13 protein-coding genes are annotated in these 12,791 nt (G+C 68.4%); 5 read left to right on the top strand and 8 right to left on the bottom strand.

The genetic code is table 11. From position 1 onward, the window contains the following. Positions 1-8: 8 nt before the first annotated feature. The 6 genes from BM337_RS00280 to BM337_RS00305 all read right to left on the bottom strand — a co-directional run bounded on the left by BM337_RS00280 (position 9) and on the right by BM337_RS00305 (position 4,293). The gene (locus BM337_RS00280; RefSeq protein WP_089812773.1) at positions 9-401 is read right to left on the bottom strand and encodes a VOC family protein; all 393 of its coding nucleotides are present in this window, start codon (positions 399-401) and stop codon (positions 9-11) included. A gap of 69 nt (positions 402-470) precedes the next feature. After that, positions 471-911, bottom strand: a complete 441-nt coding sequence (locus tag BM337_RS00285) for a hypothetical protein (protein WP_089812775.1) — start codon at positions 909-911, stop codon at positions 471-473. 165 nt (positions 912-1,076) lie between these two features. Continuing rightward, positions 1,077-1,376: a hypothetical protein gene (locus BM337_RS00290; protein WP_089812777.1), complete on the bottom strand. Its 300-nt coding sequence runs from the start codon at positions 1,374-1,376 to the stop codon at positions 1,077-1,079. A gap of 78 nt (positions 1,377-1,454) precedes the next feature. Beyond that, the gene (locus tag BM337_RS00295; RefSeq protein WP_089812778.1) at positions 1,455-2,306 is read right to left on the bottom strand and encodes a ribose-phosphate diphosphokinase; all 852 of its coding nucleotides are present in this window, start codon (positions 2,304-2,306) and stop codon (positions 1,455-1,457) included. A gap of 724 nt (positions 2,307-3,030) precedes the next feature. After that, the gene (locus BM337_RS00300; RefSeq protein ID WP_089812780.1) at positions 3,031-3,849 is read right to left on the bottom strand and encodes an HVO_0234 family beta-propeller protein; all 819 of its coding nucleotides are present in this window, start codon (positions 3,847-3,849) and stop codon (positions 3,031-3,033) included. A gap of 66 nt (positions 3,850-3,915) precedes the next feature. Continuing rightward, entirely contained in the window at positions 3,916-4,293 is a 378-nt protein-coding gene (locus BM337_RS00305) for a hypothetical protein (protein ID WP_089812782.1), read from the bottom strand. Between the two features lie 169 nt (positions 4,294-4,462). On the opposite strand from BM337_RS00305, the gene BM337_RS00310 reads away from it, so the two are divergent. Next, entirely contained in the window at positions 4,463-5,488 is a 1,026-nt protein-coding gene (locus BM337_RS00310; RefSeq protein ID WP_089812784.1) for a DUF4349 domain-containing protein, read from the top strand. Positions 5,489-5,492: 4 nt separating this feature from the next. Here the strand turns inward: BM337_RS00310 and hemL are convergent, their stop codons facing one another. After that, a complete protein-coding gene (gene hemL, locus BM337_RS00315; protein WP_089812785.1) occupies positions 5,493-6,833 on the bottom strand; it encodes a glutamate-1-semialdehyde 2,1-aminomutase in 1,341 nt (446 codons plus the stop codon). Between the two features lie 266 nt (positions 6,834-7,099). On the opposite strand from hemL, the gene moaA reads away from it, so the two are divergent. The 4 genes from moaA (at position 7,100) to BM337_RS00335 (ending at position 11,022) form a co-directional block, all read left to right on the top strand. After that, positions 7,100-8,128: a GTP 3',8-cyclase MoaA gene (moaA, locus tag BM337_RS00320; protein WP_089812787.1), complete on the top strand. Its 1,029-nt coding sequence runs from the start codon at positions 7,100-7,102 to the stop codon at positions 8,126-8,128. Positions 8,129-8,227: 99 nt separating this feature from the next. After that, a complete protein-coding gene (locus BM337_RS00325; protein WP_089812789.1) occupies positions 8,228-9,349 on the top strand; it encodes a 60S ribosomal export protein NMD3 in 1,122 nt (373 codons plus the stop codon). Positions 9,350-9,397: 48 nt separating this feature from the next. After that, entirely contained in the window at positions 9,398-9,862 is a 465-nt protein-coding gene (locus BM337_RS00330) for an SHOCT domain-containing protein (protein ID WP_089812791.1), read from the top strand. A 44-nt stretch (positions 9,863-9,906) separates the two neighbouring features. Beyond that, on the top strand, positions 9,907-11,022 hold the full coding sequence (locus tag BM337_RS00335) for a class I SAM-dependent methyltransferase (protein ID WP_089812792.1): 1,116 nt from the start codon (positions 9,907-9,909) through the stop codon (positions 11,020-11,022). Positions 11,023-11,074: 52 nt separating this feature from the next. On the opposite strand, the gene BM337_RS00340 is transcribed toward BM337_RS00335, so the two are convergent. Next, positions 11,075-12,478: a cellulase family glycosylhydrolase gene (locus BM337_RS00340; RefSeq protein WP_089812794.1), complete on the bottom strand. Its 1,404-nt coding sequence runs from the start codon at positions 12,476-12,478 to the stop codon at positions 11,075-11,077. Positions 12,479-12,791: the final 313 nt, after the last annotated feature.

Raw genomic sequence — 12,791 nt, forward strand, 5'->3', positions numbered from 1 at the left:
CGCTTCGGTCACGCGTCCCCGTCGGCCAGTTCCACCAGCACGACTTCGTTGCCGTAGGGGTCCTCGAAGTGGAGGTGGACGTCGTCGGCCGTCTCGACCGGTCCGCGCGTGATTTCGACGCCCTCGTCGACGAGCCGATCGTGAGCGACGCGGCAGTCGTCGGTGTACAGGACGAACGACGGGTGGCCGCCGGTCTGGTCGCCGACGCGGTCGCTGCCCTCGGCTGCCATGAGCCAGAGCCCAGCGGGAGACTGCTCGGGCAGCCCGACGTGGACGATTCGCGTCCCGTCGTCGAGTTCGTCGTCGAATATCACCTCGAAGCCGAGGACATCGACGTAGAACGCCAGGGCCGTCTCGTAGTCCTCGACCAGCACCGTCGCCCGCGCGAAGTCGGTTATCATCGCCTCGCTACCGACTCCGGCGGAACTCGCATTAAGCGTAGCGAGGGCGGACCAGTCGGTCGGTTCCGGTCACGCCGATTCGGCGGAGTGCTCGCTCGCTCCGCCCCGGACGCGCTCGCGACCGCCGCGGTAGGCGTACCAGTACGCGACGGCGTACGATCCACCGAGGACGACGACGACGTACGCACCGCCGAGGCCGATGGTCCCGTCGACGCCACTCCGAATCACCAGCCCGGCGATGAGATAAAGCCCGGTCACGAGCAACACGACCGGGACGAAAACGACAGTCGCCGCGAGAACGAAACTCCCGAGGTCGCCGATGTCGTGGTCCCGTTCCCGATACACCGCGCCGGCGGCCGCCGACAGCAGGACCAGGGCCACCCACTCGCTGGAACCCGGCGGATCGACGAACCGCGTCACCACGCCAAGCACCGGGACCAGGACGAACAGGAAGCCGATAGCGGCGAGGGCGTCGTCCACCGACGCCCAGAATCGGTCCCGGTCGATCATACAACTACTGCATCGCCGGTCGAAATAAACCCAACGGGGTGCCGGCCGCCGCTGCGGACTGCACCCACGTCGCCGCCTTCCTCGGTGTCTTCTCCGACGACCGCGGCCGCGCTGGGCTGACGAAGTGGTGACCGGCGGCAATCACTTGACAGCGAGCCACTACCGCTACAGTCCCAGGGCGTCGCGAACCCGGTCCGCGAGCCGTTCGTCGTTCCGCCAGCGCATCTCGTAGGTGCGGTCCCGGCCGACGCTCACGTAGCCCACGTCGGTCTCCGGGTCCTCGCGGTGGGCGGCGACGGCGTGGACGAGGTTCACGCGCGCCTCCAGTTCGAACTGGCCGATCCCGCGAGAGCCCGTCTCGGGGTCCTCGGCCACCCAGCGCGGTTCGTCGACGTCACCGTTCGGAAACAGGTTGCCGGGGTCCTCGAGCACCTCCGCCCGGTCGACGATCTCCTGTTCGTCCATCGGTACCAGTTAGCAAAGGACGGGCAATATGGCTGTCGCCCGGTTACAGCGTTCCCCGGAGTCACACGCAGGAGAGGGTTACAGTTCGTCGGCCACCGCGGGCGCGGCGCTGACGGCGCTCACCGCGCGCTCGATGGTGTCGGTGCCGTAGACGCGCTCGACGCCGGCGGTCTGGAGTTTCGTCAGCGCGTTGCTCGCCAGCATCGGGTGGACGCAGGAGACGAACACCCGGCCCGCACCGCGGTCGTTCAGCACCGCGACGGCCTCGCTCATCGTCGACCCCGTCGCGATGATGTCGTCGGTGAGCACGACGTCCCGCTCGCCCACGTCGGCGTCGCTCGGCGTAATCTCGACCTCGCCGGTGTCGTAGTCCCGCTCTTTCTCGAAGTAGTCAGTCTCGCCGTCGCCGTAGGCGTCGCGAACCGCCTGGGCGATGTCGACGGCGCCCTCGTCGGGCGAGAGGAAGAGCGGGTCGGCCAGGTCCTCGGGCAAGGGCTCGGCCAGCCGTCCGGCGGCGTCGACCGGCTCCGCGGGGACGTCGAAAAAGTCGCAGACAGCCTCCTCGTGCGGATTGACCGTGAGCACCCGGTCGGTTCCGGTGGAGATGGCCCGCGCCACCGCCCGGGAGGAGACCGGCTGGCCGGACTTGAACGCCTCGTCCTGACGCGCGTAGCCCATGTACGGCAGGACCGTGACCACCTCGTCGGCGCCCGCCTCGCGCGCGGCGTCCTGTAGCTGGAGGAGTTCGAGGTGGGCGTCCGTGGAGACGGTGGAGGCGACGACCACCGCGCGCCCCGATAGCTCGCCGGGCACGCTCGCCATCACCTCGCCGTCGGGAAAGCGCTCGTACTCGGCGCGAACGAGGGGCTCGCCGGTGGCGTCGGCCAGCGCCGCCGCGAACGCCTGCGTCGCTGACCCGGGAATAATCATGTGTCGAGGCTTGCCCGCTGCCCTAAACCGCTTTTCGATTCTGGGAGGTGGTGGGCCGGGAGTTTCAATTTGGGTCGTGGTCGTTGACTCTGGTCTGTGTACTGACTAGTTGGTTCGTCGCGATCTCGATGGAAGAAACGAGACCGCTAACACCCGGAAAGCCCGCGCGGCGCTCGCCCTTTCATTCCGCCAGGCCCGCTACCGCAGCCCTGCCCTTGCCCTGGTCGCGAGGGCCTCGCGGCTCGCGTGTCGCTTCGCTCCCGCTCGCCCATCCGCCGGTCCTCGCTGCGCTCGGACCGCCCACCGCTCGCCCACTCGCTCCCGGCCGGGCGGTTGCGGGGCGGTCAGGACGCGTGATTCGCGCCGGACGGCGCGAATCCGGGGAGGGGTGGCGGTTCCAATCGCGAGCGCAGGGAGGCGCCGACCGGAGGGAGGGGCCTCCGAACGAGCGAACGGGGAGCGAAGCGACCCGTGAGCGCGTTTCATCGCGCGAGCGAGGCTGGACCTGGCGGAATGAAAGGGCGAGACGCGGTCGCGTGGGCTGAGACGGGCCCTATCCGAGCGACGGAGGAGCGAGGATATCCCGCGCAGCCCGCGACGAGCGCGCCGAGGGCTTTCGAGTTGTTTGACTTCGTGCGAAGAGCGACAATCCCGTAACCCACCAATCGATACGTAGCTCACCTGCATCGACCATCACGCGTCGCATCGGAAGAGTTGGTTCAGATCACGGAATCGCGACACCGACAACGTCGGTGAGGCCCAGCGACCTGGTACGCCACCCTGGCGAGCCGTCCTTGGCGGTCTCGGGGTCGAGCAGGACGCGGCCGTCGTCAGTGACGGCGAAGGTGCCCCGGTCGTAGGCCACGCCGACCACGGTTCCGGCGGGGGCGTCGGCGTCGCGCCACGTGCCGTCGACGCGTTCGAAGAGCGTCCCGTCTACCACGGCGTGGGCGTGCTCGCCGTCGCTGGCGACCACCGTGGCTCGCCCCTCCAGTACACGGTCCCAGCCACCATCGCCGTCGCCGGCGGAGAGCCCAGAATCGGTCGCGACGAGCGGCCCGGCAGCAGCGACGTCTCGAACGTCCTCCAGGCCGTCGTGTGAGAGGTCCAGGCCGTCCGCGCGTTCGGCCTGGTAGACCCCCTCTGCCGCGGCGACCAGATCGCCGTCTATCGCACGGACGTCGTCGACCTGGCCGACCGTCTCCCACGCGCCGTCGGTCAGTCGGGCGACGCGGCCGTCGGGACCGGCCGCCAGCAACACCTCGCCGACGCCGACCGCGACCGCCGGGCCGAACCCCGTCGACTCGAACCCGTCTTCGCTGCCCACGAGCACGTCCTCGTCCGTGGCGACGAGTAACCGGTCGTCGGCGCCCGCGACGTCGCGAGCGACGCACTGGCGGTCGAGGCCGAACCGACCGATCTGGTCGTCCGAGGCGTCGAAGTGGGCGACGCCGACGCCGCTGGCAACGTAGGCCCGCGTCGCCTCTCGGCGGGCCTCGTACACTCGCTTTTCCGACAGGGAGATGTCGTCGTCGTCCGGCATACGCGGGGGTTGGCCCGCCCCGCTCGAAAGGGTACCGCCTGACGTGTTCGCTCGCGGGCGATAGCGTCAGGACGACCGCAGGCGCTCCAGTTCGCGGTCGACGTCGTCCGACCCCGAGCCGTCGAGTTCGGACTCCAGTCGCTGTTCGAGCTGTGACTCGCTGAGCTGGCCGTCGACGTACTGTTCCGTCAGCCGGTCGACCCGATCGGCGTCGTCGCTCCCGGTGACGGTCGAACGGGACGACTCGCTGTTCGTTCCTCGCCACCAGAGGAGCCCTTTCACGAGGGCGTAGGTGAGGCCCGCGACGGCGAGCATCGCGACGATGGCGACGAGGATGCTCGCGGCGATGCCGACGACGGTGCCGACGATGGAGACGGCGGCGCTGACCAGCACGAACACACCGACAGCGAGCGCGGCGTACTTGAGGAGTTTCCAGGGGACCATATCGGCGCTACCGAGGCCGGCATAAAATAGGTTTGGCGCCGCGGTGAGCAGCGGGCGAAAGCGAGACGTCGAAACCGCCGAGTGAGGGGGCGTCCGTCGGTCAAACGGCGGTTTCACCCACCGGGCGTTTGATGCATGGTACCGTGCCTTTACCAGGTAGACCAGACCGATGATCCAGATCAGGCCAGACCGACGGCAGATCGCCCTCCTCCTGACGGCCGCCCTCGTCGTCCTCGCCGGCTGTGCGGGGATGGGCGGCGGCGGAGACGCGGCCAGCGCACCGCAGGCGGGCGGGGACGGTGGCAGCGCGGAACTGGACGCGAGCTTCGACGGTAGTGGCGGGAACGGCGTCGGGAGCTACTACACCGACGACGGCGACCGCGTCGTCGTCAGGGAGTCCGACATGGCGTTGCGCGTCGACAACTTTAGCCGCGCCTTCCACCGACTCCGGGCCATCGCCGCGGACAACGACGGCTACGTCGGCGACCGCTCGCAGGACAGCCAGGGCGAGTGGGACCGCGGAACCGTCACCGTTCGCGTCCCGCCCGAACGCTTCGCCAGCGCGCGGGACGCCATCGCCGCGCTGGGCCACGTCGAGCGTGAGGACGTCCGCGTGAAGGACTTCACGAGCGAGTACGACGACCGCGCGGAGCGGATCCGACAGCTCGAAGCGGAAGAACGTGAACTCGAACGGCTCCTGAACGAGACCGACGACGTCGACGAGGCCGAACGGGTCCGCGAGGACCTCCGCCAGGTCCGCGGCGACATCCGGAACCTGCGCAGCCAGCAACAGTCCCTCCAGCAACGCGAGTCGATGTCGACCATCCGCGTCGACATGCACGAACCCGAGAGCGAGAAGCCACCGAGGAACTACGAGTCCGCCTTCGGCTTCACCGACGCGTTCCTCGAGGCGTTCTACGGCGGCCTGACGGCCCTGAAGTACGTCATCGTCTTCTTCGGCTACGTCATCCCCATCGGGCTCGCGCTGATCCCGCTTGGCGCCTTCGGCGTGGGCATCGTGGCCGGCTGGCGGCGGTCGATAGGATTCGTCCGGCGGCTGTTCGCGAGCAGTGGCGGCGGACGGCCCGGCGTGAGCGGTGGGCACGGGGCCGTCGGAGAACGAGCGGGGGCTGACGAAGGGCGTGGTGTTGACGAGAGTAGCGGCGGTGAGGGTGGCGATGGCGGCCAGGACTAACGGTCTATAGCGCTTCCTTGTACGCTTCCAGAGTCTCCTCGACGTCTTCCCGGGTGTGGGCGTAGGTGACGAACTGGGCCTCGAACTGGTTCTGTGCGAGGAAGATGCCCTGGTCCTTCATCTTCGGCCAGAAGACGCGACGCCAGCGGTCTGTCTCGCCCGCCTTGACGTCCGCGGCGTTCTTCGGGCAGTGGTCGAACCGCGGGCAGTCGGTCCGCTGGCGACAGCCGGCTTCGCAGTGGCCGTCGAACGTCTCCGGCGCCGTCCTGGAGAAGAGGACCTTGAAGATCCCGTCGGTGCCTGCGACAGTGTACTCGGGTGCCTGGTCGGCGACGATGTCGGTGAGCCCCTCGCGGATCCGGTCGCCGAGGTCGTTGATGTGGTCGTGCACGTCGTTCTCGGCGGCGTAGCGGAGGGATTCGAGACCGGCGGCCATGGTCACCGGGTGGCCGGAGAAGGTCCCGGCCTGGAAGACGTCGCCGGCGGGCGTGAACTGTTCGACGAGTTCGGCCCGTCCACCGATCGCACCGACCGGGAAGCCGCCGCCGATGAGTTTGCCGAACGTGGTCAGGTCGGGTTCGATGCCGAACTTCCCCTGGGCGCACTGGAGACCGCCGACGCGGAAGCCCGTGATGACTTCGTCGAAGACGAGCAGGGAACCGTAGTCGTCGCACAGGTCGCGGAGCGTCTCGTGATACCCCTCGACGGGGTGGACGATACCGTAGTTCGCGAGGATCGGCTCCGTCAGGACGGCCGCGATATCGTCGCCGTGTTCCTCGAACAGTGTCTGAGCCGCCTCCTTGTCGTTGAACGGCAGCGTGAGCGTTTGCTCGGCGAACGCCTGCGGGATGCCCGGGCTCGACGGGTGGACGGCGTCGCCGTCCCCCTCGACGAGCGTCGACTCCTGGGCGCCGTGGTAGCCGCCCTGCATGACGACGATCTTGTCGCGACCGGTCGCGGCACGGGCGAGCCGGCAGGCGGAGACGGTCGCCTCGGTCCCGGAGTTGACGAAGCGGATCATCTCGACGCTCGGGACGTGTCGCGTGACGAACTCGGCGTGTTCGACCTCGACCTCAGTCGGCGTTCCGTACATCGGCCCCTCGCTCGCGTGGGACTGGATGGCGGCCTCGACCGGCTGCGGGAGGTCGTGACCGTACAGTAGTGGTCCGAGCCCCATCACCCAGTCGACGTACCGGTTCCCGTCGGCGTCGATTACGTGGCCGCCGTCCCCGCGTTCGACGAAGAAGGGGTACGGCTCGATGGCGGCCCGGACCGCCGAGTTGACGCCGCCCGGCATGACCGACAGGGCGCGGTCGTACAGGTCGCGCGACTGCTCGTGGTTCATAGCCGGGGCTTCGACCCACCGCAGAAAGAAGCTGTTGGAACCGCGCCGTCCGGTTCCGCGAAGACGGACTGGCGGCAGGAGCCGAACATCGCGTCGTCCCGCTATTTTCGCGCCAGACCCAACTGTTTTCCCCGCAGCGGTGGTAGTCGTTCACATCCAACGCTATCGGCGCTCGAATCCAATGAACACCCAGTTTCCCCGCGAACGACGGGCCAGGTCCGCGACTGTCGGCCCGTGCGATTCCGGTTCGTCCGGAGTGATCCGCCGTGCTCGTTGACGCGTTCGACCGCGAGGTGTCGGGCGTCCGCGTCTCGCTGACCGACCGGTGTAACTTCGACTGCGTCTACTGCCACAACGAGGGGCTGGGCGACACCCGCGGCCCGATGGCCCCCCGCGACCACGAGATGACGGCCGACGACGTAGTCCGGTTCCTGGACGTCGCCCGCGAGTTCGACGTCGACGCCGTGAAGTTCACCGGCGGCGAGCCGATGCTCCGCGAGGACCTGGCGGAGATCGTCCGCCGGGTCCCCGACGGGATGGAGGTCTCGATGACGACCAACGGCACGTTCCTGCCCGGCCGAGCCCCCGAACTGGTCGACGCCGGGCTGGAGCGGGTCAACGTCTCGCTCGACGCGCTGGACCCCGAGCAGTTCGCCGCGGTGACCCAGTCGGGCGCCTTCGACCGCGTGCTGGAAGGGGTCGAGGCCGCCCTCGACGCGGGCCTCGACCCCGTCAAACTCAACATGGTGTTGCTGCGCGAGACCGCCGCGCAGGTCCCGGAGATGGTCGACTTCGTCGCCGACCGGCCGGGCCTGCGCCTCCAGTTGCTCCAGTACATGCCCGAACTGACCGGCAACCCCGAGTGGGCCGTCGACGTCGACGACGTCCACGAGTGGCTCGCCGAGCGGGCCGACCGCGTCGAGACCCGCGAGATGCACGGTCGCCGGCGCTACTGGATCGGTGGCGGAAGCGGCGACGGCCCGGCCGACGATGGCGGCGAACTGGACGACGAGACGGCCGGGATGGTCGAGGTCGTCGACCCCGTCGGCAACGAGGACTTCTGCGCCAACTGCCACCGCGTCCGGGTCACCCACGACGGGAAGCTGAAGGGCTGTCTCAACCGCACGGACGACCTGCGATCGATGGGCGAGATGACGACCGAGGAGATTCGAGAGACGTTCCGCGAGACCGTGGCGAACCGCGTCCCCTACTACGGCGAGTACATGGTCGAGGAGGACGGCGAGTGGGTCGTCGACGAGAAGTACCTCGACGCCGTCCCGGAGCCGTCGGACTGACCGCGGCGTCACTGCCGGCCGTTCGGGGTCTAGTCACAGCGCGCGGCGGGGCGACACGGAACGCACGCCTTAAACAGTCCTGGCAGCTATGACTGTCCAATGAGTCGGTCGGGCGCGTTCTGTCCGCGGTGCGGAGACGAGATTCCGGACGAGGCGCTGGAATCGAGACCGGGCGAGCCACAGCACTCGACCAGCCCGCTCTGTGACGCCTGCTACTTCGACGAGTTCGACCTCGTGGACGCGCCGGAGTCCATCGAGGTCAGGGTGTGCGCGCAGTGCGGCGCGGTCCACCGGGGGAACCGGTGGGTCGACATCGGCGCGGAGGACTACACCGACGTCGCCATCGAGGAGGTCAGCGAGGCGCTGGGCATCCACGTCGACGCCGAGAGCGTGGCCTGGCAGGTCGCGCCGGAGCAGCTGGACCAGAACAACATCCGGATGCACGCGGAGTTCTCGGGCGTCATCCGCGACACGCCCGTCACCGAGCAGGTGGAGGTCCCGGTCAAGATCGCCCGCCAGACCTGCACCCGCTGTGGGAAGATCGCCGGTGGCTCCTTCGCCTCCATCGTTCAGGTCCGCGCGGTCGACCGGACGCCCGACAGCGAGGAGGTCGACCGGGCCAAGGAGATCGCCCACGAGGTCGTCGAGGAGATGGAAGCGACCGGGGACCGGGACGCTTTCGTCACGGAGATCAACGAGGGCTCGGAGGGGCCGAACATCAAGGTCTCGACCAACAAGATCGGGATGAAGGTCTCCCGCCGGATCGTCGACGAACTCGGCGGGAGCTTCTCGGACTCGGAGCGGCTGATCACCGAGGACGAGGACGGCAACGAGGTGTACCGGGTGAGCTACGCCGTCCGCCTGCCGAAGTACCGCCCCGGCGAGATCATCGACCCCGACGACGGCGACGGACCGGTGCTCGTGAGTTCGAACCAGGGCAACCTGAAAGGGAGACGGCTGACCACGGGCGAACACTACGAGGCCAGCTTCGAGGTCGGCGACGAGCCCGAGGCCCGCCGGCTGGGGACCCGCGAAGACGCCGAGTCGACCGTCCTGGTCGCCGTCGAGGACGAGCGCGCGGTCCAGGTGCTCGACCCCGAGACCTACGAGGCCACGACCATCGCGCGACCGGACTACATGGACCCCGACGCCGACGAGGTGCCGGTGCTCAAGAGCCGGGCCGGGTTGCACGTGCTGCCCGAGACGTCCGACGAGTCCTGAGACGCCCGTCCCCCGCACTTTTTATCGGTGGGGATACACCTCCACCGCATGCCCGCCCTCCAGTTCGACCACCGACTGCTGTCGCCCCTCGGCGTCGCCGAGAAGTGTCTGGCGCTCGTCCCCATCCTGCTCGCACTTTCGACCGGCGTCGTCGCCCTCTTGCAGGTCGTCAACGGCCTGCCCGCCGAGTCGATCCTCGAGACGTTGATAGTGGGCTGGTTACTGGCGACGCCGGTCGCCGCCCTCGTTCTGTGGCCGCTACCCGACGCCGTCCCCGTCCCGGACCTCGGCGACGCCGTAGCTCGGGCGGACCAGGCCGAGGCCGACAGCGACGACCCGGTCCAGCGACTCCGCGACCGCTACGCCGCCGGCGATATCGGTCAGGAAGAGTTCGAACGCCGGCTGGACGACCTGCTCGCGACGGAGGAGACGTCCGTCGGCGACCCGGCGACCGGCGACCGGTCGAGTCGCCACGTCAGCGGCGAGTCCGAGCCAGTGACGGAACGGGAGTGACGACGCGAAACTGTTTCACCCGGCGGCGTCCTGCGGACACCTAGATGGCAGATTCCGCCGACCAGGACCTCGCGGCGGTCGTCCCCAAGTCCCGCTCCCAGCGCGTCATCGACGCACTGGAATCCGAGGGCGTCTACGACGACGACCGCCACGTCCGCGAGTGGACCGACGACGCCGTCGCGATTCCCGTCACCGAGCCCCCAGAAAGCGTCGACTACCTGGAGATAGTCCGCCAGGTGGGCGAGCCGCGCCTGCGAACCCTCGAAGACTACCTCCGCGAGATGGGGTGGACCGACGACGAACTCGACCTGGCGCCGGGTTCCTGGGCCGTAGTCGGCAGCGTCGTCCTGGTCGAACTCGGCGACGCCCCACGACCCAACGAGGTCGGTGAGGCGCTGCTTTCGCTCCACGGCGAGGCCGACACCGTGCTGTCGCGGGGCCCGATCACCGGCGAGCACCGGGAACCCGCAGTCGAGGTTGTCGCCGGCACCGGCGACACGGAGACGATTCACCACGAGCACGGCACCGCCTACGCGCTGGACCTGGCCGAAGTCATGTTCTCGCCGGGGAACCAGGCGGAGCGTACGCGGATGGGGGACGTGGTGCGCGAGGGGACAGAGCGCACCGAACGGGCGAGCGGGAGCGAACGGAGTGAGCGACACGCGAGCAGCGAGGACGAGCGCGTCCTGGACATGTTCGCCGGCGTCGGCTACTTCACGCTCCCGATGGCGCGGGCCGGCGCCGAGGTCACCGCCGTCGAGCGCAACCCCGACTCCTTTCGCTACCTGGTCGAGAACGCGATGCTCAACGACGTGGGCGACCGCGTCCACCCCTATCGAGCGGATTGCCGCGACGTCGTCGAAGAGTTCGCGAACGAGGCCCCGGCCGACCGCGTCGTCATGGGCTACTACGACGCGACGGAGCCAGACGGAGACAGCGGCTACGAGTACCTCGACGCGGCGCTAACCGCGCTCGCGCCCGGCGGAACGATTCACGTCCACGAGGCGACGCCGAACGACCTGGTGTTCGACCGCCCCATCGAGCGACTGCGGGACGCCGCCGCAACGGTCGACCGCGAGGTCGAGGTATTGGAGACGCGCGAGGTCAAGAGCTACAGCGAAGGGGTCGCCCACGTCGTCGTGGACGCCCACGTGGACTGACGGCAAAGTACGTGGCCGGTGGGCGAAGTCGGAGAGAGTCGGCGGGGTCGCCCTACGAGATGGTCACGTCCACCGTGTCCGTGCTCGTGGTGCCCTCGTTGTCGGTGGCGGTGAGGGTGACGGTGTAGGTGCCCGCCGAGTCGTAGCGCTCGTCGGTGTACCAGCCCCTGCCCGTCGACCCGTTGCCCAGTTTCCACTGGAGATCGGTGATCCAGGTGCTGTTGCCCGTCTCGTCGCTGATCCAGAACTGCATCAGGTCGCCGACCGACCCGGACGTCGCTCCCGGATCGATGGAGGCGACGAGGTCACCTGACGGCGGCACCTCCGTCTGGGGCGGCGTCTCCGTCCCGGGCGTTTCCGTGTCGGGCGCCTCCGTCTCCGGCGTGTCGGTCTCTGGTGTGTCCGTCTCTGGTGTGTCCGTCTCTGGTGTGTCCGTCTCTGGTGTGTCCGTCTCTGGCGTCTCGGTGTCTGGTGTGTCCGTCTCCGGCGTTTCGGTATCGGGCGTCTCCGTCCCGCCGCCGTCGCCGAGCTTGTCGTAGACGACGCCGAAGTAGTCGCTCTCGGTGTACGTATCCGCCGAACAGTCGTCGCCCCAGTAGGGGTCAGCCATGTTCATCGGGTCGTCGGAGCCGTCGCCGTTCCAGGCCCAGCCGATCACCGGCCAGCCGAGTTGCTTCGCGTAGTCGATTATCGCCGACCAGTCGGCGCCGGTACTGTCGGCGTAGTTGCCGAACTCGCCGATCATGCAGGGGTAGCCCGTCTCGTCCATGACGTCGAGGTCCGCGGGAACCAGATTCTGGCCCGTCGTCGCGTTCCAGGCCGAGGGATAGACGTGGGCGGAGAGGATCAGGTTCTCGTCGTCGATCCCTTCGACGGCGTCGGCCAGCCGGTAGGTCCCCTGGCCCCAGCCCGGGGCGTCACAGACGATCGGCCCCGAGTAGCTCGTCCCGTCCCGGACCGTGCTGATCGCGTCGTCGTACGCCGACGCGTACTCGTCTGCGGTGACGTCGTGGTTCCCCCACTCGTTCATCATGTTGACCGTGATATCGGTGTCGGCCGAGAGGGTCTCGTAATGTTCGACCCAGAACTCAGCCGCGTTCTGGAGCGCCGAGGCCTCGGGCGACCCGTTGTCAGGGTAGTGGTGATACGTCGCGATCACGTTCAGGCCGTTCTGGCCGGCCTCGTCGATCCACCGCTTTGCGTCCTCGACCGTCGTGGCCACCTCGCCGAAGGAGAACGGCTCGATCTCGATCCGGACAGTCTCGATGTCCGGGTAGTCGGTCAGCAGGTCCCAGCCCAGATCCTGGTCCCCGTCGCAGAAGTACGACGGCTGGAGGTTGACGCCGTCGCCGAACGAGGCCCCGTCGGCCGTCGCGTTCGAACTGCTCGCCAGTACGCCTGCGCCGATGACGGTCCCCGCTGCAGAGGACCGAAGTAGCTCGCGTCGTGTGTACATGGGTTCGTACCCGGGACGAATCGTTCACAACAGCTGGTGATAAATATCTAGCACCGTTCTGACTTGTTTTATCTACTGCATATGATCGTAGAAATGTCGCGGCTGGTGAACAGACGGTGGCCGTCTCGGCCTGGGGTGGCGATCGGGAGCTTCGGCGGCGTCGACGGTCGCTGACGGAGCGACGGCGGGAACGGTCGTAACACATACCTTGGTCGCCTCCAAATGCCCGACATGGACAAGCAGCAGGTCATCGCCATCATCTTCGTCCTCCTGATGATCGGTTCTTCCATCGTCGCCGGTGCCGTCTCGCTGT

Source organism: Halomicrobium zhouii (assembly GCF_900114435.1).
In the GTDB taxonomy this organism is placed as follows: domain Archaea; phylum Halobacteriota; class Halobacteria; order Halobacteriales; family Haloarculaceae; genus Halomicrobium; species Halomicrobium zhouii.

Bases quoted from the DNA above. Each gene is read 5' to 3' on its own strand.
- BM337_RS00280 (WP_089812773.1), bottom strand. From the start codon at position 401: ATGATAACCGACTTCGCGCGGGCGACGGTGCTGGTCGAGGACTACGAG.
- BM337_RS00285 (WP_089812775.1), bottom strand. From the start codon at position 911: ATGATCGACCGGGACCGATTCTGGGCGTCGGTGGACGACGCCCTCGCC.
- BM337_RS00290 (WP_089812777.1), bottom strand. From the start codon at position 1,376: ATGGACGAACAGGAGATCGTCGACCGGGCGGAGGTGCTCGAGGACCCC.
- BM337_RS00295 (WP_089812778.1), bottom strand. From the start codon at position 2,306: ATGATTATTCCCGGGTCAGCGACGCAGGCGTTCGCGGCGGCGCTGGCC.
- BM337_RS00300 (WP_089812780.1), bottom strand. From the start codon at position 3,849: ATGCCGGACGACGACGACATCTCCCTGTCGGAAAAGCGAGTGTACGAG.
- BM337_RS00305 (WP_089812782.1), bottom strand. From the start codon at position 4,293: ATGGTCCCCTGGAAACTCCTCAAGTACGCCGCGCTCGCTGTCGGTGTG.
- BM337_RS00310 (WP_089812784.1), top strand. From the start codon at position 4,463: ATGATCCAGATCAGGCCAGACCGACGGCAGATCGCCCTCCTCCTGACG.
- hemL (WP_089812785.1), bottom strand. From the start codon at position 6,833: ATGAACCACGAGCAGTCGCGCGACCTGTACGACCGCGCCCTGTCGGTC.
- BM337_RS00325 (WP_089812789.1), top strand. From the start codon at position 8,228: ATGAGTCGGTCGGGCGCGTTCTGTCCGCGGTGCGGAGACGAGATTCCG.
- BM337_RS00330 (WP_089812791.1), top strand. From the start codon at position 9,398: ATGCCCGCCCTCCAGTTCGACCACCGACTGCTGTCGCCCCTCGGCGTC.
- BM337_RS00335 (WP_089812792.1), top strand. From the start codon at position 9,907: ATGGCAGATTCCGCCGACCAGGACCTCGCGGCGGTCGTCCCCAAGTCC.
- BM337_RS00340 (WP_089812794.1), bottom strand. From the start codon at position 12,478: ATGTACACACGACGCGAGCTACTTCGGTCCTCTGCAGCGGGGACCGTC.